Origin of the sequence: Dyadobacter sp. LHD-138 (assembly GCF_030929615.1) — a bacterium.
GTDB lineage: Bacteria > Bacteroidota > Bacteroidia > Cytophagales > Spirosomataceae > Dyadobacter.
Genome location: NZ_JAVFVU010000032.1, coordinates 21,854 through 46,091, shown reverse-complemented (window position 1 = coordinate 46,091; position 24,238 = coordinate 21,854). Strand labels below are relative to the sequence as shown.

Sequence of the window (24,238 nt, the reverse complement as noted above, 5' to 3'; positions counted from 1 at the left end):
TTTTCTTAATTCAGTTGAGCCAATCCTTTCTCTTTCCGATATGGTTTTTTAAAGAAATCCCCGACTACGCTATTGAACATATTTTTGTAGATCACAAGCGTCGAATGCCCTGAATTTGGTAAAATCCAAAGGTAAGACTTTGAAATAGCCTCAGCGATGATCATCGTATGCTTTGGAAGAATCACATCATTGTCACCTCCGATAACCAGCGTCGGACATTTGACCATCTTTAAGTCAGCAGTGGAAATGTGCGGATTGAACACCATCAGATTCAAAAGTTTCTTTTGCGCTTTAACAACCGGAATTTGCGGGACCCTGGCCAAACTGTCATTTCCAGACACAATCCATTGCATAAGCGCAGGCTCAATTGCCGTCGTATCTGGCCATAAATTGGCGCCGGTAATAGCCAGTTTTTTGACTTTTTCAGGATTACGCTTCGCTAAAAGCAACCCGTTGATCCCGCCATCACTCCAACCTATGACGTAGCATGAGTCCACCCCAAGCTTGTTAAGCAACGCATTAAAGTCATCAGCCATCATTTCGTAGGAAAGCGAGTCCATGCGATCGACAGACTTCCCCTGTGCCCGGCTATCAGCAACAATTACCTTGTATTTTTTTGAGAAATAAGGAATTTGGTTTTTAAAATCTTTAATAGAACCACCGTTTCCATGAATCAGCAGCATGGGCTCCCCTTTACCATAAACTTCATAGTACATCCTAAAACCCCTCAAATCGGCATACTTACCGGTTTTAGCATTGCTACCATACGGCGTTGTTCCCGAAGCAGCAACCGATAACCTTGCTTGTGCAAAAGTGGAATGCAAAAGAGGGACAACAAGCAGCGTTAAAAATAATTTTCTTAACATAGGGTGATTCAGTTTATAAGCTCCTTCATAAAAATAAAGTATTTACCGAACATTCCACTGCTGCCTGGTGAATAGCTAGACTCATTTTCATAAGAAAACCACGCAGATACGGCTCAGTACCCTTGCCTGCGCCTCTGCCAAAAAGTCGAGTCTTCCCATCGCTTCTCTAATTGATATTGTTGCGCATGCATTTTCAGGTAAATTTGAAAAGCCTGGCTGATAATCCCATCATAAGCTGGCAGCGCATCCTCTTCATCCGACAACGCATCAGCAATCGCATGACCCGCATAATAACCCCCTTCCAGTGCCGACACAATACCATAGGAAGACAAGGGATCGAAGGCATGAGCGGCATCTCCCACGGCCAACCAGGAATCACCAAACCGCCGCGTCAGCAAAGAAGTAGAAGCAGGATGCAGCGCCGTCTGGATATTCTCCTCGCATATATCTCCTTTCAGTAAGGGCCCGATCAGCGCAGTTTTTGCTGCATTTTTCTGAAAATAATCTGTTTGCCGCATCTGCTGATCCATCAGATCCGCATCTGTCATAAAGACCAGGGAGAGCTTTTTATCAGACAAAGGCGCAGCATACCACCAGCCATCCGCCGTAGCTTCTATGTACGTATGATGCGGCTGTATGCTTTCCGCGGTCGCTATCATGGCCGAGATGCCTGTCAGGGTATCCATACGGGTACGTTGTAATCCCAGAAAACGGGCTATCCGGCAACTCCTTCCTGTGGCATCAACCAAAAAGTCACAGAGCACGGACTTGGTATTGTCCCCGTCCTGTAAAATCACTTCCCAGCCAACTTCCTGTTTTCTACAATACGTCACCCGTTGCCCCTGTAACCAGATAACTCCGTTGGATAATACATGCGCTCGCAGCTGTTTTTCAAAAAAAATCCGGTTAATATGCCAGCCCTGCTGGTAGGTTTGTCTAATAAAACTGGTTTCGTCGGCTACGTCGCTGCCCCAAATAAAACTGTTACCGTAACAGGGCAGATGTTCGGGATCGGCCAGTAGCTGGTCGATCCCGGATCTGATAAGCATCGGTTTGGCATTGGGAGGAATGGTCTCACCAACCTTATGTGTGGCCGGCATTCCGGGTTCCGCAATCATGCATTTTATACCTCTGTTCAAAAGGCTCAATGCAGTAGCAATGCCCGCGGGGCCTCCACCGGCAATCAGTACGGAAATATCATTTTTCATTTATCTCTCATCCCTGCGGAAACTACGTCGTTTACGTTCCGGTCTCGCTGGATTTTCCGTGTCTCCGGCAACCGTTTTCAACAATACAACCGCTTCGTGCACCACCCGCGGTGTCGCATTTTCAGCCTCCAATACCTGTTTGTAAGTCGGATCATCTTCGGTAAAACCTACGCGGTCGGACTCCACCCATAATTTTTCGGGCAGCCATTTGGTCGTTCCTGTTTGCGGCAATGGATGTTGCACAATAATGCCCAGTTCATGCCAGCGTTTGACCATCTTATTGATCTTAGGCTGATATTGAGAACCAAAGTCGCGCAGCCAGTCCTGGCGATAATCCAGGTGTTTTAACCGTTGCGCATCATTCATACCGGTATCGGAAAGGCGGGTAAAACTATCTTTCGACAATACCTGGTTCGGAACGCGCGCGGCCCAAAACGACGGTATCGTGAGATACAGCGACGGGTCGTAACCCGAGAGACAACTTGCCTCATCGGTTTGCCATGGCACGCCCAGCCAACGGCTTAACGAACCAGGCCCGCTTCCGTCAAGTGGACCATTGGGAGCCAGGGCAATGGCAGGCGACAACAGCGGACCATAGTCATCAGCCGGAGTTTCGTTCTCCGGAAGTATTTTTATCCTGAATGGCTGATCCCAGAAAATAAGGTTACGGAAAGGCCACGTGATTTCAATTCCGGGGTGAAAAGGACCTCCCAGACATTCTTCCAACGGTGCCCGGTTCAGTGCCACCGTCTGTTCAACCGGACTGAGGTCGTCAAAAGCTGTCATTCCGTGCGGCTTACCGGTCGTAAAATCGCCTTTTGCCCAACGTTCCATACATTCATACTGTGTGACGGTCAGCGGTAAATCCACATTAGGTAAGGCCTCGTAGTCGCCGAAAGCATCACCGTAGAATGGCGGAATTTTTTCAGGCTCATATTGATCTCCATCGGGCTTCCGGTACCAGTTGAATACTTTATCGCGTGCCTCCCGGTTACTGTCGGACGGGTCCGATAATTTCTTCAGGATGTCATTCGCAGTAAAATCACTTGGGGAGTTTTGGCCGAAAAGGATATAAAAACCCTCATTCACCCACTGCGTCTGCACGGTGCGGTCCAGAATCGGATAGATATGTTCATAAAAAACAATATCGTCTGGCTTTTGCATCCAGCCGTTACGAATGTAAAGGTCACTAACGACATCGTACATCGTCACCACAGAATACAACCCCTGCCCGAAATTAGGAGGCGTTACGACCACCATAGCAGGGGTCGCTTCAAATGTTTCACCTTCAAACGTTACGGTCGCGCGTATTGTGCCATCTGATACATCATCATGCCAGCCATCGTTATTGGCAAAAGTGGTTGCAGCGGCATTGGTATAAGATGCGGATGTACCGTCGCCCCCCAAAAAGACAAGTCTGCCTTTCTCATCTGTCCGTACCTCTCCAAGTGGTACTTCCAGCTCATAAAACTTACCTCCCGTAAAATGATACTCCAGGCCCGTGACGTTTTTCCCGCTGATGGTCCTGGATCCCGGATCAATGACAAGCTTCGCACGGTCACTGCCTGTAACTGTTCCATTCCGAAAAGCAGCAGGTATCCCTAACCCGGGTAAATCCAGCGCGTTCAAAAATTGATACCAGCCCGCTTTACGGTTGGCAATATGTGCCCTCCAGCTGATCCCGGCAAGATCGGCAGTTAATTCCCTGACAACGTTTCCATCTTCATCCAATCCATAAATACGGAAACGCACTGCCTGCTTTTTCACCCTCCCAAGGTCGTCCTTAAAACCATTTTCCGGAACGGCCGGATGGCCAGGTATTTCCGAAGCAAAGAAAAACTCACTGGAATTTCCTACCCTGGCAACGCCTAGCGGAGGGTAGATAGCAACTGATTTAATCGTTGAGCCCATTGTATGTATTAAAGAGGTGGTAAATTATTGCAAAAACACTTTTTAAATGTACAAATCAAATATAATCAACTTGTAATGAAAAGTTACAAAGTATTGTTTCTGCACTGTCCGTTTTTCGCAGCAAGACCATATTTACAAAAGAGTTCTGAACCGGTCTGTCTTTCAAACCCGTCTCGAACCCGATAAAATCGGCAGCAAAACCGATCGTAACCAAACCACAATGGATTTGAAGTCCATGGGTTAATGGAAAGAAATTTATTCTTTTCGTTAAGGATGCTATTGAAATTGTTTAAACTTATAGATAATCCAGAAGGGATGATCGTATTGCAAACATTCACGTCATAACCCTGGAAGGATGCGATAACCATTTCAGAAATCCGATAGCACTGCAAAAAAAATCGTGATCAGGTTAATTAATTAAATCTAACAAGTATTTATACCACTGTTGTTTACCAGGCCTGTATGACAAAATATCTGATTGTGCTGCTATTGGCAGCGGGTTGGAAAAAGGCCACCATCCGCTTCCTGACAGACGCAAGATATGCGGTTTTTTACGATGGCCCGGCTACGATTGAGCCGCATGCAAACTCACTAAAATCTAAGGGAAGGATCTATGTAAGTAGCAGCTGGCAATTAGCTATATGCGATTAACCCAGTAACCGAATGATTAATAGCTTATTATAAAAATCAATCATATAAACTAATTTTTCACTGCTACTTAATTCTAAATGAAAATATTTATTCTCCAGCCGGAAGTCTGGCCGCGACCGCCGTTATTGACAGCAACATCGTTTCGGTTGGCAACAATCAATTCCATCTGCGATTGTTGACAAACCATCGCAGATGGTGACAGGTCCGATTCTCCAATTAATCTTCCTTGGACTATCATTTTTGCAGTAACCCCATGGGCACGAGTCCTTGGCTTCTGCATTTTTTTAAAAATTTCAACCCTTCTACCGCAATAGTCTGGACCGAAGGCTCAATCTTACGCCAAATGGAAGCTGCCTTTGCGATAATTTTCACTTCCGGTGTAAATGATTCGATCACAACGTCACCTGCATAACCCGTTGTGTTCAGTGCGTAGAAAATCCTGTCCCAATTGATCTGGTCTCCTCCCGGTGTGCCACGGTCACTTCCGGAAGCGTGTAACAAAGCCAGTTTATCTCCAACATTTAATATAGCTTGTGCAGGATCTTTTTCTTCCAGATTCATATGAAAAGTGTCCAGATGCACATAAAGAGATCTGCTGTTTACGTCATGAAGCATCTGCATCGCTTGCGCGCTGGTATTTATAAAATCCGTTTCGTAACGGTTTAATGGTTCGATCGCGATCTTTAAACCCGCTTGTACGGCGTGGTCCGCAAGTTTTCCCAGATTTTTGACAACCAGTTCCCATTGCAGTTTATACTCCTCTTTGGATACAAATTCTGCCCGCCCCACCGACGAATACAGTGGACCGGCGAGCAATTTGCAACCCAGCAAGGGCATGATCTCCATCACCTCCGAAAGATATTTAAGCGACATTTCCTGATCCCTGGGTGACCCGCGCAAGTCGCGACCGGGACCCAACGCGGCACAGATGGTATTGCAGATCAACCCATTGTCGTCCAGTGCTTGCCTGATTGTTTTTGCATTGATATGTGAAGCATCTTCCAACGCAATCTCCACAGAATCAAAACCCCAGGCCTTGAAAGTCGGAAAAAGAGAAATGTCCTTTGTTGTGAAAGGGGAAGTAAACAGGAAAGTGTTAATACCGAATTTCATTTGTCTTGCGGTTTTCTGTTAATGTTTAGTTGCTACTCTTTTTTATTTTAAGCTGAGCAGGTACGTAACAAGTGCATAGAAGTCTTTTTCCGGAATCGTGTGCCTGAACTGATCAGGCATCAAAGTGTATTTCGACGCCTTGTATTCCTTGATATCACCTTTACCGACTGAAAACTCCTTTCCATCCAGGTTAGCGAATACCATCACTTCTCCCTCTGTTCTCCGGTATAAACCAGTCAGTGCTTTACCGTTTTTAAGGACAATATTATACGTACGAAATGCCTCTGAAATACTTCTGTTGGGATCCAGTATTTTCTCTGAAAGTGCTTTTTGCCCCCAGTTGCCAATACCATCGAGCTGTGGGCCGACAAGCCCGCCATTTCCGCTGATCTGGTGGCACATGCTGCAATTGACTGTAAAAACTTCCTTTCCGGCCACCGCCGAGGTTTTGGCAATCCCCAGTCCGTCCAAACGAGTCTGAATCAATGCAAGCCTTTCTGCCCTTTCACCCGCTCCGTTCGCAGTGATAACCGCCAATTGTTTCTGGTGAGAAACAGAAGCTTTCAAGGCTAGTTTCTCGGCGACTGATGTTTCAAAGAGGATGTCAGCACCTATCTGTTCCTGCTTCAAAGCGCTGATCAGGTATTCGATGCCCTTTTTTTCATTGCTCAATACCGACGCAATGACCACCTGCAAGGGCCTGGCTGCGCCGGACAACTCTTTTTCAAGCTGGTCATACACAACTGGTGTTGGTGCTTGTCCCAACGAAACTGCAAGCTTTTGCCTGAATGTTCCAGGCTCCGTACGATCGGAGAATGTCTTTGTCACCATGGCCGCATTTTCACCTGGCGCTATCTCCATCAACGCATCGGCTGCCGCCGCCCGGACCCTGAAATCAGTCCATCGAGCCTGTAACAAATTCTTTAACGCTGGCTGTAAGGCTATGATTTTTAGCTTTCCGGCTAACTGAGCAGCCTGTATACGCTGTGTGGTGAGCTCCTCCGGACTGCTTCCCGAAAAGGTAAGAAACGCAGGTTCCGACTGACTAACACCTATGGAGGCGGTTCGGGAGCTGTCAGTGATTTCAATGTAACCAAGTTGGCCTTTGTATGATTTTAGGTCAAAGGCAACATGTTTGATCACATCATCATTCCTGGCCTCCTTTTTCTCTTTAAACCGATGCTCAGAAATCAGTTTGCCACTGGATGCAAGCCTGATTCGCACCGAATTTTTAGACGCGCCAGTTTTTAAATCACTGTTGAAAATGTCATTATCGAACACATTCAGTTGCATGGATGACGGAAGTTCAAAAGGCGCCGAAATAATACGGGACGTCGTTGCCCGTTGCCCGACAAGCATGCGATTGGCTTTGAATGTTGGGCTGGCAATGTCCTCTGAAATAATCCAGGAGCTGGTTTCTCCTGACTTTTCCAGTGGAGATATTTTCCAGGGCTCCGTTTTTTCATCGATCGAAGACAGGCTTCGCTTTGCCAGGTCAGTGCCCCACGCCTTCATTTGTGCGCTCGTGGCACCACCACTTTGTGCGATACCAGTAAGCATGGTGCTGTATACAGCGAATTCCTTGCCAATATTACCACTCAGTTTTTTACGTATTATTGGAATAATTTCTTCCAGTTTTCCGGCCGGAACATAGCGGCTTGCATAACCGATATATTCCGGCAACTTGCCTGCCGGAAGCTGATCGTTCCTGAGTTGTGTCAAGACGAAAGCTGCTCCCTGAGCGGAGGGAACATCCGTCAACGTTTTGGTCAATATTTCAATTTGCGCTGACGTCCAGCTTATGGTCGCAACTTCCTGCATGACTTTTTTGTCGCGTAATGTGTTACGTATGGCAACCAGTGTCGTGTAGCGCAGGTGCGAATCTTCCGGGTCTGATTTTTCATATAAGGCCGTCAGTGGTGCCAGGCTTTTCGTATCCGGGAAATTGCCGAGCACAGCCGCGGCGGTACGGGCAATATTTGGATCTGAGCTTGTGAGTGCCTGCAAAACGACGTCATGATATGGAGGAGCCAGTTGTTTTTGATCTTGTAAAATCCTTAAAGCATGAATCTTTATTACCGGATCTTTATCCATCAGCGCAGCTTTCAGTGTAGTTTCCGGGAGCGCATTAAGCCTATGCAGAATCCATAATCCTTGTACAAATACCTTTGCTTCCGGTTCGTCGGCACCTATCATTTGTTTAATCGGTTCAATGGCTTTTTCCTTCCAATCGTCGGTCAGCCTGTCAGCAATTTTCATGCGCATGTTCAGCTGAGGATGGGCCAGTCCGGCAAGGAGTTCTGGTAAAGTGGCCTTCGACCAGTCTTTAACCGGCAGGTTCTGATGCGGTTTATTTCCTTTGTACGTAATCTTCCAGATGCGTCCGCTGACACGGTCCCGACCGGGATGGTTCAGTGCTACCTCATAATGGCCAATGATCCGATTGTAGAAATCTGCTACATAAAGCGCGCCATCGGGCCCAACTTTCATGTCCACCGGGCGGAACCAAGAGTCGTCACTCTTAAGAAAATCTGGTTCTCTTTTCGACACAGGCGTTGAACCTTTGTAAGTAACCGTGTTGCGGTTGATCTGGCAGGTCACGACATCCCCGTTGAAGAAACTGTGCCGGTATTCCTCCGGAAATTGCAGGCCTGTGTAATAAACCAAGCCAGAAATCGCCGTAGAACCGAGCTCATAGCTCATCATTTCCGGTGCAAATCCGATTCCTGGCGCTTTTTTACCGAAATGCGGATACTCTGCGCCATTGATCAACTGATAAATTGGCTTGGAATGACAGTCCACAGAATACAGGTTTCCCATTTCATCAAAGGCGTTTCCAAATGGATTTACCCGGCCAAATGTCGTTTGCTCCGCCCGGCTACCATCAGGCTTGAACCGAAAAGTATTTCCTGATACCATTTTTATTGTGTCCCCATCCGTTCCTGCGACGTTAGAAGCGTTGGTAAAACCATGGCAAGCGTAAATCCAGCCGTCAAAACCGCGGACCAGGTTACTTACCATACCGTGCGTATCCCGATGGCCAAATGGACCCAACACAACTTGCTCCTGATCAGATTTTCCGTCTCCGTTGCTGTCTTTGTAATGGGTCACATTGGGAATGCTGTACGTAAATGCCCCGTCGCTGACCGGCAAAATGCCAATCGGAATATTGAGCCTGTTGTTGAATGGCGTAAAGACGTCCGCTTTTCCGTCCCCGTTGGTATCTTCCAGGATCGTGACTCTGTCCGTCCCCTTCCCCGGTGCCGCAGGTAAGGGATACTCGGACGATTGTGTTACCCAGAGTCTGCCACGGTCATCAAATTCCATATTCATCGGTTTGGTTATATCCGGCTCGGAGGCGAAAAGTGTTATTTCAAAACCTTCGGGCAGCGTAAAGCCAAGACGTTCTTCTTCCGGCGTACGGAATTCCGTTGTCCTGACATTGTCGCTGTATTTTGCCCGGTCGTTTTGCCTTCCTGCTTCCTTATGCGCGGGCTTGCAGCCAGCCATTCCAAGCAAAAACATTCCTGTGTAGCTGACGATCAGCCAGCTGTTTAATGACATACTCATTTTCGTTTCTTATTTTAATACGAGGATCAAAGCGGTCTTACGATTCATTTTTATAACCTGATAGTTAATTCATGGCTAATATTTTTATGGCATTTTCACAGTAAAGATTTTGCTGTAATTGTATTTTTTAAGCACATTGTCTGTACGCGCGGCGACCCTGACATAGTAAGTTTGCCCCGAAACCAGCCCGCTAACTGTGTCAGCATAATTGGCGGCCAGTATCGCTGTATCGTCAAGAGCAGTCAAGTCGGTTTGCGTTTTGAAATCAAATACGGAATTGTTAACCGTCGGCACTTTCGAAACCAGTACTTTTCGCTCAATAATTTTATGCCCCACCTGTTCTCTTTTCAGGCGATAACTTACGGTAATTTTTCCACTTTCCGCTGTGGCGACAGGATTCATCACGGCCAGGAAAGGCATCACCTCAAAATTTGTCTCCGCGCTCTTTCCAATGTTGACGGCGACCGTGTCCAACGCAAAAAACGCCCCTTCCGTTACCAGCAACCTGTAATCATTTTGGAAGACAAATGCGTTTTCATATGATCCGTTAGGTTTCCCCTGAAACACGATCGGCGAATTCTGCTTCCCGCCTTTTTCAAACAACTTGACTGTAAATCCATTGGGCTGTTCAGACTGGAAATTTTCCTTGGTGATTTTATCAGTCAAAATGCCATGAACACCCCCATTCGGAGCTACGTAATTATCAATTTTGGCGCACGAGCACAGCATTGTCAACACTCCAAATATCAGGGTTATACTTATGTTTTTCATGGTATAAAGTCTTTAACAGTTAGTAGTTGGGATTCTGCACCAGTTTCGGATTTTTTGCCAATTCCGCAGGATCGATGCGCTCATAGTAAACCTCTACACCGAAAGTTTTATAAGAAATGCTTACTGACCTTTCAAACCTATACGCTTTTTTATCCACGTCATAATATGGTTTTAATGCCGTAGGCTTGGTATTGTTGAATAATTTGTCCGACAACCTCCATCTTCTGTAATCCCACCACCGGTGGTTCTCGAATGCGAGTTCCACAAGGCGTTCGTGACGTACTTTTTCAATCGTAACGTCAGCATCTTTCAGCGTAACAATGCCAGCCCTGGCACGTATCAGGTTAACCTTATCCCTTGCCTCAGCCACATTTCCAAGCTCCATGGCAGCCTCTGCATAATTCAGGAGGACTTCCGCGTAGCGAAGCTCAACCCACGGCTGCGAAGAGCCGAGTGTTCGTACCCTTGATCTTTCGAGGCTCGGGTCCATGTATTTTTTTACATAAAAACCAGAGGCCGATTTCTCGGAACCGACAGTCCCGAAACCACTCAGTCCTACAATATGAAGGGTTCCGTTGGCGTTGTCTGGCTTGTGGGTTGCTAAATTATACAACGCAGTATAGTCACCACTTTCCCACTTTTTCCCCTGGTCATAAATTCCCGCCTGCACATCGATCACACTTCCCTTCCATTCGTCGAAGGGTACAATGACCGTTGCGCGCATTCTCGGGTCAAAATCTTTGAACAGATCGGTTGGATTGGTATAATAAACCGGATTTTCAGGTGTACCAATTTTGATAATTCCGGGAGATCCGTCCGTGTATTCGTATTGTTCGACAAGTTCCAGGGTCGGGCCGGTTCCTGATCCATAGCCATCCGGGCCCCGGATACCGAATGGAATGACATTGCGATCGTAGTTGTGCGTCTTATCAGGATATGAGAAAAAACGGGACAAAATTGATTCAGGATTGTCGCGGTCCAGAAAAAGCTGCTCAAAATTTGTTTGTTTATTGGGCACCTTATCATACAAAACGTATTTGTTTGAAGCAATTACTGCCCTTGCCGCATCCATAGAAACCTGCCAATATTTGGGTGCATCGGCGGCAGGAATTCCCAATACACCGTTCAACAACACATGACCATACTTAGCCGACGAGGCCGCATAAAGCATCGCCCGGGATTTCAGGGCCAGCGCGGCATATTTCCCAACCCGCCCTTTTGCATTCGTTTCAGGAAGTAGCGACGCAGCTTCATCCAGATCGCCCGCTATGAAATCGTACACTTCTTTTTCTGTATTTCTTGACACCTGAAGTTCCGAAATATTATCTCCTGTGTAATTCTGCACTTCCTTTATGATCGGGATGCCACCATATCGTTTAACCATGGCAAGATAATAGTAGGCACGAATAAATTTAGCTTCTCCGGTCAGCGTTTTTTTCAGCGTTTCACCTATTTTGGCCGCCGGAAGATTTTCCAGTAAATTATTCACATTCCGTACATTACCATATCCCCACCACTGCGTACTCGTTCCACCTCGCACACTGTTTGCCAAAGTCATTCCAATGCCCGCTTCGTCTGTGTTACTGGCAAAACCGCCGAAATTGAAATCTTCCATCGGCATGGCCGTGTAAAGGCTGGCCATGTAAGCCGTGATGGCCGCTTCGCTCTGAAAAACCTGTTCATTGGAAAGTATATCCAGCGGTTTAATATCCAGCCTTTTATCGTTGCATGAATTCATCAGCGTTCCAAACAACAAGGCCGATAAGATGTGTAATAGTTTAGTTTTCATACTATTTCTCAGAAAGTAATGTTAATCCCCAAATTGTAATTTTTCGTGATCGGGTAAGTCAGTTCGGTTCCGCGTTCCGGGTCAACAAACTTCAATTTTGTCCAGGTGAACAGATTAAAGCCACTGACGTATATCCTAATGTTTTGCGCACCGATCCTGTTAAGAACAGACGGACTGAATGTATAGCCTAATTCCAGGCTTTTCAAACGCATATATCGTGCGCTTTGCAGCCAAAAGGACGAATTCCATTTGTTTGAAGCCGGATATCCGGTCGAAGGAAATTTGCCTGGCACCCACGGACTATTGACGTCATACAGGTCTTCGTGATGCCAGCGGTCCGTAAAGTAGCTGAGCCCGTTGCGTCCTGCCCAGGTCAGAGGCCCGCCCATGTACCAGGTGCCCGGCCCCTGAAAGTTGTAATTATAGTTGGAGGCGCCCTGAAAAAGGACGTTTGCATCGAACTGTTTGTAGCTTACAGAGCCACTGATACCGAAGTTAATATCGGGAATATTCCCTCTTCCGATCGGAACAACATCCAGATCACTGATAATACCATCCTTGTTGACGTCTTCGTATTTCAGGTCTCCCGGACGCATTGTTTTGTTTCCCTGATTATCCTGTAATGGTGCGCTGAAGATTTCTTCCTGCGTCTGAAATTGGCCCAGATATTTATAGCCCCATGTCAGGTTATCCCATCTGTTGGTCATATTGTTCCGCCAGTTCAGGTACGAATTGGCATCAGGAACTCTTTCAATATAAGAAGAACGACCTCGTGTATACGTTACGTTTGCCGATATCGAATATTTAAGGTTACCGCTTCTTTTCGAATGACCGATAACGAGTTCGAAACCCCGTTTCATGTCTTTGTTCAGATTTTCCTGGGGCAGGTTCGCGCCGACAGTTCCGGGAATCGTCAGCACACGGGTTCCCAAGAGACCCGAGCGGTCACGCTGAAACAAGTCGAGTGACATATTGATCATCCCGTTGTTTACGTCCAGATCGACACCGATATTTTTCGAAGTAACCGTATACCAGGTGATATTCGGGTTGGGAATACCTCTGAAACCCAGTCCTGAAACAATTCCGTCGTTGAAGTAGTAATTTCCGTTTGGATAAGTATAGCCTGTCAAAAACTGGAATGACGAAGCGCCATCATCACCCATTTCGCCCCATGAGCCTCTCAGTTTCAAGTTTGAAACGGAGGGAAGCAGATTTTTGAAAAAATTTTCATCAGAGATCCGCCATCCCCCGGATGCATAAGGGAAAAAGCCCCAACGTTTCTTACTTGGAAATTTGGACGATCCTCCGTAATTAAATCCGAATTCGAAAAGATATTTGGACATGAAATCGTAGTTAATTCTTCCGATCACATTCTGGTTATCATTCTGGAAAATATTCGTTGAATTAACGACGGCATTCTTCGATAATCCTGCAAAAAGCTGGTCGACATTCAGGTCAAATTCTTTCTTTGCAAACATATTGTCTGACTGCTCACGCCGTTCCTCAAATACCAGCGCGGCCTTGATACCGTGTTTTTTTGCGAGAACGGTATTGTAGGTCATTTGTCCCAAAAGGGTTGTGCGCTGGAAAGTCGCGTAGTCTTCCGACATATTAGACGGATTGTTTTTCGTACTTGAATTGGTATACGTGTCTGTTTCCTTTGCGTAGGTGTACATCAGAAATTTGGGTTTCCATGATTTCATGAACCGATCCTGATTGTAATAACCATACATAAACTTGGCACTTAAACCCTTGATTACCGGTATTTTATAATTCAGCGAAAAGCTCCCCTGAAATGTTTTGTTCTTGGTTTTAGTGTAGCCCCCAATACTTGAGTTCGTGATTGCCAGCGGATGCTGCCCATCGAACGTGTCACTGAGGTAATCGGGATTGTTATTGGCAAATACGGGGACCGTAGGGTTTTGCATGAAGAGCGAAAAATATGTTCCGCCAATTCCACCATCTACATAGGCCGGCGCCCCGGGTTCATTTTTATTGTCAAGCAGGGCATCTATGCTCACTATGGCTTCGAGGTCATCCGTAATCTGACCAGTAACATTGGAGCGGATATTGTATTTTTTGTAATTCAGGTCGCCACTTTTCCATAAACCCATTTCGTCAAGTAACCCCATTGAAGTAAAGTATTTAATCCGCTCACTCCCGCCTGAGACACTTATCGTATGATTTTTCATGGGCGTCTGGTTTCTCATCACAAGCCCGTACCAATCTGTACTGGGATAGGTCCCATCGCGGTATTTTTCAAGGTCATCCTTCGAAAAAGTCGTTGATCCCGGTGCCCTGCCCGTATTTATTTCATTCTCAGTGCTGATTACCGCAAATTCGTAACCGGTGTATGGCCGGGGTGTGTTGGTCACTTTGTTAATCTGATAATAACCCGAATAACTGACCTTGGGTTTGCCAATTTCCCCCTTTTTGGTCGTAACCAGAATTACCCCATTTGCCGCTTTTACACCATAAATCGCCGCTGAGGCGTCTTTCAATACGGTAATTTCTGCCACATCATTCGGATTGATCCTTGCAAAATTGATGGCATCCATGACCAGTCCGTCGACCACGATCAACGGATTACCAAAACCCCGGATATCAAATCTTGTATTATAAGAACCGGGTTCGCTCGAACTCTGAGTGACCCGAAGTCCGGGAAGTTTTCCTGCAAGTCCGGTCACAAGGTTGGAGGTTGGGATACTTTTCACATCCTTACTGCTTATGGAGGCTACCGAGCCCGTTACATTAGCGATTTTTTGCGTACCATAGCCCACCACCACTACTTCTTCCAGGGCTTTTATGTCCGGTTTTAGCGACACATCTAGTGTTGACTGGTTGCCAATTGCCATTTCCCGCGGTAAATAGCCGACAAAGGAAAAAACCAGTACTGAATCTCCATCGGGAATTGTCAGGCTATATTTACCCTCGCTATCGGTCACGGTTCCGCGTTGTGTATTCTTGATAACGACACTGACACCCGGAAGCAGCTCATCTTTTTCATCCCGGACAGCACCTGTGACTGTTTTTTCACTCAATTTCCCTTCCGGAGAAACATGTATAGCCGGATCCGGAAAAGATGATTCTATATTGATAACAATCTGTCCCGCAATTATTTTACTACTTATTTTAGTGGGCTTAAATAGTTCTTCCAGCACTTCGAGCAACGGTTTATTGGCGATATTCAGGGTCACTTTGCGTTGGCTCAGCGTTCTCGAACTGTACACAAATTTCACCCCGACCTTATCTTCCAGAGCCGACAAAACTTCCTTGATTTCTTTCTGTTTTACATTAAGCGTTACTTTTTGCTGAAGCAGGTCTTGTGCAAAAATTTCATTGGCAAAACTGTTACTGACAACAAAGGAGAGGATGAGTAGCTGAACTAATAAAAGCCTCATTGCGGTATAGGCCACCCCTAAACTTTTTAGATGTTTTTTCATTCCCTTATTTTTTAGACTCTGAAAAAAATGGACAATAACTTTCCTGTACGTTGAAAATCAACGATTCGAAATCCGAAAGTCAAACAGGTAATTAAAAGAACCGGAGCGCACCGGTATCAGAGAAGCAGTAAAGATTTAGGTTTAGTCATATGTCAGTGCGTTCATGATTAGGTTTTATTCACATTGTCCACCAGTAATGATAATGGTTGTTCCTTTTACATCGTAATGGGATTTGAGTGCCGCGCAGATGATATCCAGTTTTGTATACAAAGGATGTTGGCCAAGATCCGCCTTTACCGGACAGCTTTTTATCTGTTCATTTTTGATGACGATTTCGATACCGTAGGATGCTTCCAGAATACGGGCTACATCGCTTAGCGGTACATCATCAAAGTTGAATGTCGCAACAGGCGCAGCACCGGATTTTGTTTCTACCAAAACTGGCTCATTCACCAGGCCTGTGACGAAATGGTCTTTTTCCTGATCATAGGTTACTTTTTGGTTTGGCGTTAGCATTACACCTTCATTTTGTGAAGCTGTCGTTCCCGCTTTTTCAACAATCACTTTTCCCGTTAATACAGCGACTTCCAGATTTTTCATGTCGTTGCGGATTGCAAAACTTGTTCCGACGACCCGGGTCACAATGTTTCCGGCAAAGACTAGAAACGGCTTTTGCTTGTTGTGGCTGACCTGAAAAAATCCGGATCCTTTCAGTACAACTTCCCGTTTTGTCAATCCAAAATCGGCATCATAGTAAACAGAACTTCCGGGATCGAGCATGACGATACTTTGATCGGGTAAAGTGACCGATTTCACTGATGCTCCGTTGTTTGCCATTTTGGTCAACCTCGAAATATCACGTCCCGCCACAAAAGTTGCATCGAGCCCTTTTTTGAATACCGACTCATATGCCGCAAAACCGATCACGACAAACAAACAAGCCGCTGCAATTCGGGCGGGCCACATTTGCCACCATTTTCGCGATTCCGCCAATGGCAATATTTCCGGTTCGTCCTGATTAGCCGATTGAATATTAGCCCACATACGCGCCATGATCACGTCGCGGGTTTCGTTCATCGGTTTATCGGCAATTTCATGGTGGATGGAATTAAACCACTGATCCACAATAATCTTTTCTTCTTCAGAGCACTCGCCTTGACGGTAACGCTTAAGTAACTTTGAAAAACCCGGATTAGCTCTCTTCATTTGCAAAGGATTATTATCGGACTTCTGTAAATAAGTCGGTTTACAAGAAGGCAAACCGCAATAGAAATGTTAAGTTCTTCTAAAAGTTATATCTAAAATATATTATTTATAAATTATTCACGAAAAATTCATATTTAAAATCCAAAACCAATTGGGATTGAAATAACACAAGAAGCACTATAAAATCCCGTAGATAAACCCGCATCATTTTCAACGCCTGAGCAAGATGGTATTCAACCGTACGCTCAGGAATGGAAAGCGCCACTGAAACTTCCCGAACCGAAAGATATTCCATCCGACTGAGCCTGAATATTTCCCTTGTTTTTTCAGGAAGGCTATTCATGGCCATGTTAAGTACAGCTTTCAATTCCTGGAATGCCAGCAATTCCTCAGTACCTGGATCCTCTTCATCGCGGGTCTGAAGTACTATTTCCTCGTACCGGCCGCGAACAAGCCGCTGTCTGATCTGATCAATACATTTATTCTTAACAGCCCTGTACAGATAAGCAGACAGGTTTTCAATCTGATCCGTCTTGCCTTTTTGCCAAAGGTCAATAAAAACATTCTGGATCACTTCTTCTGCGTTTGCCTCATCGTCGAGCTTACTCAGCGCAAAAACGTACAACCGTTGCCAATAACGATTATAAATCTCATTGAACGCCTTTTCATCATTTTTGAAAAAATGCGCAGTAAGCTCATGGTCAGCTAAATATTGCTTCTCTATAAAGTGCATCAGGCTTCAAAACAAATTTTGACAAAAATGAAATAACAATCTAAAATTATGATTTCTCTTTAAATATGCATATCGAATAAAAGTAGATTTCCGCCTCGATTTCAAGACAAAATTCCTGATCTTAAAACATTCGCAATTGCTTTCAGCCAATAATATTCAGACCGCGACCTCTGTTTCGTGAGCTGCCTTACGGATCATCATGCATTGGAAATAAATATTAAAGAAGCAATACCCGATTTATACTGTTTGCCATTAGGTTGGCCGCTAGACAAAGCGAGTAGGAAACGCAAAACAAAGGTCTTACGGAGGTGTTTATTTGTGATTGAGATGGCTCCCGGAAGCGGCTCACATTTTTGCATGTCATGATGCACAAAGAAAGATAAAAACCTGCAAAGGAAAGTTCCGAGGCGCTCCTTCCCCACAGCGTTTATCGCGTTGACGACATAAACATTAAGCCTCGGTTCAGGTTGGCCGGGGCGTGCGTCTTTGACGTAACTAAAATTCTGTAAATCAGGAAAAGTCGCGCGTAAGAAAAGCACTGAAAGATAAAACCAAATGTGCTGTCCGGAGATTGCTGCGCGACCTGGCAGCATAAATTTGAATTGAGCCGTAGGCGGCTCAATTCAAATCTCTATTTTAATAACCTTCGTTTTGGATCAAACTCTTATTCTTGTCGACCTCCGCTTGGGGGAAAGGGAGAACATTGTTCTTTTCCCCGAAAGACAACGTTACGCCCGCAGGGTTTTTCACTCCGGCTAATTTTGCAGCCATGATTCCCCAGCGTTTCAGATCAAAATAACGATGTCCCTCCATGGCCAGCTCAATTCTCCTTTCATGGCGAATAAACTCTCGCAATAGGTCTTTTGAATTATAAAGGGTCTGGTCCACAGGCGGCATGTTTACGCCGGTCCGGGAACGGATCTTGTCAAGCGCTTCGTATATCGACGCATCAGGACCGGAAACCTCATTTTTAGCTTCGGCATACGCCAAGAGGACCTCCGCATAACGCATGTGAACAATGTTCATGTCTGTAACCGTAATTTTAGACCTATCCCAGGGCAGCTTGGAAGTATCCATGTACTTCTTTTGGGTAAACCCGGTCAAAACAGGGTCGGTCGTTACAAACGTGGAACCATCGGGATTTACGTATTTATCACCCGGTACGAGAATGGTCATCTTTAACCTGGGGTCTCTTTTATCATATGGATTGGCAGGGTCGAAACCCGAAGATGCATCCGTTATCATTTTACCACTCGTCGTCTCATACTCATCTACAAGATTTTTGTAGGGTTGATTGCCACCGTACCAGCCGATTTCAACCAGCATGCCTTCACCTCCCTGCGGATTATTGGGAGCAAGATACTTGGTTGAGAAAATGATTTCCGGGTTACCTTGCTGGGTTGTCTGCAGGAACAAGTTGGCATAGCCTCCCTGATAGATGGAAAATGTATTGGCGCTTATAATTGCACCGGTCAGCGCTGCTGCATCGGCCCAATTTTTCTGATACAACCTTATCCTGGCCTTCAACATTTGAGCACTTGCCTTAACAGCATGTCCCGCATATGCCGTTGCCGGCAGCTTTGAGATGGCATAGTCCAGGTCTTCAACGACAAAGGCTAGTACATCAGCTTTGGGGCTTTTGGCAATCTTAGCATCTTCGGCGGTTTTGGGGGCTGTTTTGTAAAGAATAACATCTCCAAAAAACTGAACGAGTTCAAAATAAAACATGGCCCTGAGAAAGCGAGCCTCAGCGACGTAAATATCCGCCGTTGCCTGAGGTACCGTAGTCACGCTTCCAACATTCTCAAGAAAATAGTTACAGGCAGCGATACCTGCGTAGGGATCATTGTACAGTACAGTGGGCACGTTAGAAGGATTAGTAATGCCGATTGTGAGATTCTGGAAACCTATTTGCTGATGCCTGTCATAAGCATTATCCGAATAACCATCCAGGTGAGCCCGGCGAAGTCCAAAAAGATTACTCTGCAATCGGCGGTAAACACCAACAAGTGCCATTTCCACATCCGTCTGCGTTTTCCAGAAAGTTGCACCGGATATTGCGTGAAGCGGATTTCTGTCCAAAAAGCTGTCATCACAGGAGCTTGTACTACCAAGCACTAAAGAGGCCAGCAGTGCAGAAAAGATATATTTATGTCTGAAGTTCATTTTTTCAACTGTTTAATTTTTACGCGAATCAGATTCACATGATTAGAACTTAACACTTAACCCGGCGGTGAAGATCTTCAATTGCGGAAACTGAGCAAACCTGCCGGAACCCGCACGTTCCGGATCATTTCCTTCATATTTCGTCCAGGTTATCAAATTGTCCCCTGAAACATAAACCGTTAATCCCTTTGACTTGATTTTGCTCAGGATTTTCTCGTTAAATGCATAGGAAAGGTATAGGTTCTTTAAGCGGAGGTAAGAAGCATCCTGAATAAAATAGGTTGACGTATACCCCGACACGCCGGCATAACCCGTCAGGTAGGTAGCTGGAATCGTATTACTTGGATTTGTAGGAGACCAGGCATCCAGGAATCTTTTCGGAGGCGCAGATCCTTGTTGAAAAGGCTCGTAACCCCAACCGTTCACCTGCGTATTAATCCCCTGAACGCCCTGGAAGAACGCTGTCAGGTTAAAACCTTTCCATCCCGCATTCAGACTGAACGAATAGTTGTACTTAGGGAAGCGGCTTATCCGAATCCTGTCTTCAGGCCCAACCGTACCATTTCCGTCCACATCCCTGATCTTAAGATCGCCCGGCTTTAAAGTACCGGAAGATGGCTGCTTGGGAGAGCTGTTGATTTCTTCCTGACTCTGGAACACCCCTATCCAGTCGTACACGAAAAAGTTATTGTAAGGCTGGCCTATTTCGATGGTACCCAATGTGGGTGCAAGTAGTTTCGTTACCTTGTTGTTGTATTTGTGAAACAGCACGCTTACACCATAGTTGAAGTCCCCAAAACTCTTCCTGTGCCGTAATTCAACCTCAATACCCTTATTTTGCATGCCACCAGCATTGACAATAGGTGCAGACAGTCCAACACTGCTTGGTAAATCTGCACGTGTGGAAAGAATATCTGTCGTGTTCCGTTTGTACCAATCAATGGTTGCACCAAATAATCCTCTAAAAATATCGATATCCAAACCAAAATCCAGCATCGCTGTTTTCTCCCACCTCAAGTCTGGTGTTACCAGACGAGTCAGCTGCGCACCCGAGCTTAACGTTGTGTACGGGTAAGCCGTCAGGCTAAGAATATCCTGATAAGGGTAGTTTCCCGAAAGATTAAGCCGGTCTGCCACACCCACATTGATCTCCTGATTACCCAATACGCCATATGAGGCCCTGAGTTTTAGATTGTCGACCCAGGACAAAGAGTTTTTTATAAATCCTTCCTCCGATATCCTCCAGGCTGCCGAGCCCCCACCAAAAGTCCCCCATCGGGAGCTAACCCGTGAAGTACCGTCGCGGCGAATGTTGCCTTCTAAGAAATACTTGCCTTTATAGTCATAGTTAACGCGTCCAAACATTGATCGAAGTGCCCATTCTGACGCGGAACCTGCGGTTGACTGGTTGTTTGCACCGCTGCCATCCAAAACCATGATAGTCGTATTTGGAAAGTCAAATCTGTTGCCTGACAAGCGTTCCGTTAAATTTTCTTGCTGCTCAAAGCCTGCCAGAAGTCCCAAAGTATGGTTCGTTCCAAATTGTTTGTTGTAGTTCAGCGTACTGAAAAAGGTCTTTGTGATGCTCCTTTCCTCTCGTTGCAGAAGTCCGAAAAATGTTGGGTTGCCATTGGCCACCTGCACATATTTGCCCGATGCATCTGGCTGATATGCGAAGGAAGGCGAGCCAAATTGACGGTTTTTTAACTGATCGTTATAAAAAGTCACCCCGGCCTTGTTGAGCCATTTCAAACCTTTCAAAATCTCGATTTCTACAAAAGCCTGCGCATTGACATTGTAGGTTTTGGTAAATTGGCCACCAGTCGCATACACTTCTTCCACGCTCCTGTTACCTGCGCCATTGCCTACAAAATCCCTGTTGGTTACTCGTCCGCTTCCGTCGGGGAGAAAAGGTCGGAAGGTGGGTGCCGACGCATATGCCAGAAGGAGCAGATCATCGTTGACAAGCCACGGAGCTTTTGCATTCTGGTATGAAAGGTTAAGATTTGTACCCACCCGCACCTTCTTGTGTACCTGGGATGAGAAATCAACCAAACCGTTGTAGCGATTGTACAAATACCCTTTGGTGATACTTTCCTGATCAAGATAGTTGAATGAAATGTTGTACAAAGTTTTCTCATTCCCACCGCTAAATCCAAGATGATGATTCTGGATCGGACCTTTGTCCAGTACATAATCCAGCCAGTTAAAGTTGGGATACTGGTCGCTGTTGGGATTGCTCTTGTACAGATCGATCTGCGCCTGCGTATAGAGCGGTGTCTGACCACTTCTTGCTCTGGCAGAATTGTACATTTCCATGTATTGTACCGAATTCGTAATAAGATCCGGATTCCTGGTTGCCTGGCTAATGCCATAGCTTCCGGTATACTCAATTTCTGAGGAACCAGCCTTTCCCTTTTTTGTTGTGATCAAAATAACCCCATTCGCAGCACGCGCACCATATATGGATGCGGAAGCGGCATCTTTCAAAACAGTGACGCTCTCAATATCCTGCGGAGAAAGATTCTTGATCGTTCCGATAATCCCATCCACAAGGATCAGCGGCGCATTGGATGCCCCAAATGAGCCAAACCCTCTTAGCTGATAAGCGGCATCGTCACGTCCCGGTTCACCCGTAGACTGGATCACATCGAGACCGGACACCCTACCCTGCAAAAGATTTTGTACGTTGGGAACAGGGCGCTCGGTGAGCTCTTTTCCTGTCACGGTTGTTACAGAACCTGAAAGATTAGCCTTTGTGCGGGTTCCATATCCCACCACAACAACCTCCGAAAGCGACGATTCTTCCAATTTCAGCGTTACATCTATGGTTGTTTTGGTGCCTACCAAAGCTTCTTGCTTTATGTAGCCGATATAGCTAAACACCAACGTGGCGTCATCCTTTGCCTGAACGGTATACTTACCGTTCGAATCTGTGATTGTACCTGTCGTTGTACTCTTTAACTGGACACTCGCGCCGGGTAACGGTGTACCACTATTGTCAAACACGGTGCCTGATACCTGTCGGCTTTGCGCAAATGCTGCATGACAAGAAATTAATAAAATCGCCACCAGTACTTTTGAGAATTTCCACAAAAGACTTGCTGAAAGTGCTGTTTGAACTAAATGAACGCCGCTACGTCCAATCTGATGCCAGATTTTAATGCGGGCACGATCTGTCCATGTCCCTGATTTGTAAAATTGATTCATAGTCACAAAATGTTTATTTGAGAAATGTTCATAGAATACAATTATTCAAGAGATTGAGGAGGATCAAAGTCCGGGGTATTGCAGTTTGACCAACAGGATTACCACTAAACTTTCAAACAGTACAGCGCTGTTTAAGCAGTGCCGTACAGACAACATGATACTAAGTATCAAATTCGATTTAAGCAGTTATTTAAAAACCACTACATTCATTTCAACCATTTGATTATTAGCATTATAATAAACAAACACCTTAAAACGTCCAAGAAATCACCGATTGTGACATTTACATCTATAAACTCAGAATAACCCTTTTAGACAAATTAATAATAAATTAATCCAACAAATTGATCTTGGATTGATATTTTATAATACTATGTTTGCAATACTAAAAACTTTTCCATGAAACCAAATTTTGCGATACCGTCCGATCTTGCTTATTCACGGAAATCGTTCGTAGTCAAGAAAATTTCTCAGTCATCCTTCTCGACCGACTTTCATTTTCACAAAGAATGTCAGCTGGTTCATGTTGTTTCCGGCTCAGGCGTGCGCATTATCGGACACTCTATTGAACCGTTTGAAAAAGGTGATTTAACTTTTATCGGTGCCAATGTCCCGCATGTATGGTACAGTGATTCGGACACAGGGCGGTCTGAAACCTGTGAAGCAATTTCATTGGCGCTCTATATCGACTCAGCGCTTTTTTGTGACCAAATGGGCGGACTGATTGATGTAAAGGAGATTCAAAATTTTTTCACCCAATCTCAGCGTGGCCTGAAAATAGAAGGAGATAAGAGGGCCCTGATCGTTAACATACTGCAACAGATGCTGGAAGAAAAGGATGTTACTTTACTTTCCTCTTTCCTGCGTATTCTGGTTTGTCTGCACGAGCCGACAGATATAACCTATCTCAATGCAGCTGATCCTATTTCGACCTTTTCAATCCAGCCGCCCGGTAGAATTCCCAAGCTGATGTACTATATCCACCAAAATTTTAAAGATGATATTAGTCTGGAAAAAGCAGCTTCGGTTTCAGGTTTGCAAATTCATGCTTTTTGCCGCTATTTCAAGTCCCTTACGAATCGTACGTTTTCGGAATTTCTTAATGATGTAAGGATTGGTTATGCATGCAAACTCCTTCAGCAGTCCGAACTATCCATCACACAGATTGCGCTTGAATGCGGTTACAACAACATCTCATATTTTAACCGATGTTTCAAGAAAATAAATAAAATGTCCCCGAAGGATTTTCGTGATTCGCTGGAAAACAGGAACCGTCAAAAAGCTTGATAATTGTCAAAATGTTCCAATGCAATCTACCATGTCAATGATTATCAACCTTTTTGTGAACGGTTTCCGTAACGACATTTTCAATAATACATCAATGCGTATGCCTTAACCGGCGCCCACTGACTTTTCCGAAATCCGGGGCTCGTCCAACATGAACGCGCTGCTTAAGTGAAATATCGCCAATACTGAGCAAGTGTAAACACGTTAAATAAGTATATTTATTACAATAACCATATTTATTTATCTTTACCTGGCAAGCAACAGTACCTACCTGAGCTACAACCTGATGTCATAGCATTCTTAGTATTTTTTGA

General features: G+C 45.3%; 15 protein-coding genes. 2 read left to right on the top strand and 13 right to left on the bottom strand.

Annotation, left to right across the window (positions count from 1 at the left end; translation table 11 throughout):
* Positions 1–5 precede the first annotated feature (5 nt).
* From RB622_RS22080 to RB622_RS22070, 3 genes are all read right to left on the bottom strand, one after another.
* On the bottom strand, positions 6–866 hold the full coding sequence (locus RB622_RS22080; RefSeq protein WP_308048850.1) for an alpha/beta hydrolase: 861 nt from the start codon (positions 864–866) through the stop codon (positions 6–8).
* Between the two features lie 113 nt (positions 867–979).
* Positions 980–2,074: an FAD-dependent monooxygenase gene (locus RB622_RS22075; RefSeq protein WP_308048849.1), complete on the bottom strand. Its 1,095-nt coding sequence runs from the start codon at positions 2,072–2,074 to the stop codon at positions 980–982.
* Entirely contained in the window at positions 2,075–3,985 is a 1,911-nt protein-coding gene (locus tag RB622_RS22070) for a LodA/GoxA family CTQ-dependent oxidase (protein WP_308048848.1), read from the bottom strand.
* A gap of 462 nt (positions 3,986–4,447) precedes the next feature.
* Between RB622_RS22070 and RB622_RS22065 the strand changes: the two genes are divergently transcribed.
* Complete coding sequence (locus RB622_RS22065; RefSeq protein ID WP_308048847.1) at positions 4,448–4,636, top strand: hypothetical protein; 189 nt, start codon at positions 4,448–4,450, stop codon at positions 4,634–4,636.
* Between the two features lie 234 nt (positions 4,637–4,870).
* On the opposite strand, the gene RB622_RS22060 is transcribed toward RB622_RS22065, so the two are convergent.
* The 10 genes from RB622_RS22060 to RB622_RS22015 form a co-directional block, all read right to left on the bottom strand.
* Entirely contained in the window at positions 4,871–5,749 is an 879-nt protein-coding gene (locus RB622_RS22060) for a sugar phosphate isomerase/epimerase (RefSeq protein WP_308048846.1), read from the bottom strand.
* 42 nt (positions 5,750–5,791) lie between these two features.
* A complete protein-coding gene (locus RB622_RS22055; protein ID WP_308048845.1) occupies positions 5,792–9,319 on the bottom strand; it encodes a PVC-type heme-binding CxxCH protein in 3,528 nt (1,175 codons plus the stop codon).
* An 84-nt stretch (positions 9,320–9,403) separates the two neighbouring features.
* The gene (locus RB622_RS22050; RefSeq protein WP_308048844.1) at positions 9,404–10,090 is read right to left on the bottom strand and encodes a DUF3823 domain-containing protein; all 687 of its coding nucleotides are present in this window, start codon (positions 10,088–10,090) and stop codon (positions 9,404–9,406) included.
* A 19-nt stretch (positions 10,091–10,109) separates the two neighbouring features.
* On the bottom strand, positions 10,110–11,879 hold the full coding sequence (locus RB622_RS22045; RefSeq protein WP_308048843.1) for a RagB/SusD family nutrient uptake outer membrane protein: 1,770 nt from the start codon (positions 11,877–11,879) through the stop codon (positions 10,110–10,112).
* An 8-nt stretch (positions 11,880–11,887) separates the two neighbouring features.
* Entirely contained in the window at positions 11,888–15,322 is a 3,435-nt protein-coding gene (locus RB622_RS22040; protein ID WP_308048842.1) for a TonB-dependent receptor, read from the bottom strand.
* 174 nt (positions 15,323–15,496) lie between these two features.
* On the bottom strand, positions 15,497–16,528 hold the full coding sequence (locus RB622_RS22035; protein ID WP_308048841.1) for a FecR domain-containing protein: 1,032 nt from the start codon (positions 16,526–16,528) through the stop codon (positions 15,497–15,499).
* A 106-nt stretch (positions 16,529–16,634) separates the two neighbouring features.
* Positions 16,635–17,261, bottom strand: coding sequence for an RNA polymerase sigma-70 factor (locus RB622_RS22030; protein WP_308048840.1), 627 nt, complete (start codon positions 17,259–17,261; stop codon positions 16,635–16,637).
* Between the two features lie 197 nt (positions 17,262–17,458).
* A complete protein-coding gene (locus tag RB622_RS22025) occupies positions 17,459–17,854 on the bottom strand; it encodes a hypothetical protein (RefSeq protein ID WP_308048839.1) in 396 nt (131 codons plus the stop codon).
* A gap of 43 nt (positions 17,855–17,897) precedes the next feature.
* On the bottom strand, positions 17,898–19,427 hold the full coding sequence (locus RB622_RS22020; protein ID WP_308048838.1) for a RagB/SusD family nutrient uptake outer membrane protein: 1,530 nt from the start codon (positions 19,425–19,427) through the stop codon (positions 17,898–17,900).
* 42 nt (positions 19,428–19,469) lie between these two features.
* Positions 19,470–22,637, bottom strand: coding sequence for a TonB-dependent receptor (locus tag RB622_RS22015; RefSeq protein ID WP_308048837.1), 3,168 nt, complete (start codon positions 22,635–22,637; stop codon positions 19,470–19,472).
* Positions 22,638–23,036: 399 nt separating this feature from the next.
* On the opposite strand from RB622_RS22015, the gene RB622_RS22010 reads away from it, so the two are divergent.
* Positions 23,037–23,924, top strand: coding sequence for an AraC family transcriptional regulator (locus tag RB622_RS22010; protein ID WP_308048836.1), 888 nt, complete (start codon positions 23,037–23,039; stop codon positions 23,922–23,924).
* Positions 23,925–24,238: the final 314 nt, after the last annotated feature.

Coding starts and splice junctions, on each gene's coding strand:
- RB622_RS22080 (WP_308048850.1), bottom strand. CDS start 866: ATGTTAAGAAAATTATTTTTAACGCTGCTTGTTGTCCCTCTTTTGCAT.
- RB622_RS22075 (WP_308048849.1), bottom strand. CDS start 2,074: ATGAAAAATGATATTTCCGTACTGATTGCCGGTGGAGGCCCCGCGGGC.
- RB622_RS22070 (WP_308048848.1), bottom strand. CDS start 3,985: ATGGGCTCAACGATTAAATCAGTTGCTATCTACCCTCCGCTAGGCGTT.
- RB622_RS22065 (WP_308048847.1), top strand. CDS start 4,448: ATGACAAAATATCTGATTGTGCTGCTATTGGCAGCGGGTTGGAAAAAG.
- RB622_RS22060 (WP_308048846.1), bottom strand. CDS start 5,749: ATGAAATTCGGTATTAACACTTTCCTGTTTACTTCCCCTTTCACAACA.
- RB622_RS22055 (WP_308048845.1), bottom strand. CDS start 9,319: ATGAGTATGTCATTAAACAGCTGGCTGATCGTCAGCTACACAGGAATG.
- RB622_RS22050 (WP_308048844.1), bottom strand. CDS start 10,090: ATGAAAAACATAAGTATAACCCTGATATTTGGAGTGTTGACAATGCTG.
- RB622_RS22045 (WP_308048843.1), bottom strand. CDS start 11,879: ATGAAAACTAAACTATTACACATCTTATCGGCCTTGTTGTTTGGAACG.
- RB622_RS22040 (WP_308048842.1), bottom strand. CDS start 15,322: ATGAAAAAACATCTAAAAAGTTTAGGGGTGGCCTATACCGCAATGAGG.
- RB622_RS22035 (WP_308048841.1), bottom strand. CDS start 16,528: ATGAAGAGAGCTAATCCGGGTTTTTCAAAGTTACTTAAGCGTTACCGT.
- RB622_RS22030 (WP_308048840.1), bottom strand. CDS start 17,261: ATGCACTTTATAGAGAAGCAATATTTAGCTGACCATGAGCTTACTGCG.
- RB622_RS22025 (WP_308048839.1), bottom strand. CDS start 17,854: ATGCTGCCAGGTCGCGCAGCAATCTCCGGACAGCACATTTGGTTTTAT.
- RB622_RS22020 (WP_308048838.1), bottom strand. CDS start 19,427: ATGAACTTCAGACATAAATATATCTTTTCTGCACTGCTGGCCTCTTTA.
- RB622_RS22015 (WP_308048837.1), bottom strand. CDS start 22,637: ATGAATCAATTTTACAAATCAGGGACATGGACAGATCGTGCCCGCATT.
- RB622_RS22010 (WP_308048836.1), top strand. CDS start 23,037: ATGAAACCAAATTTTGCGATACCGTCCGATCTTGCTTATTCACGGAAA.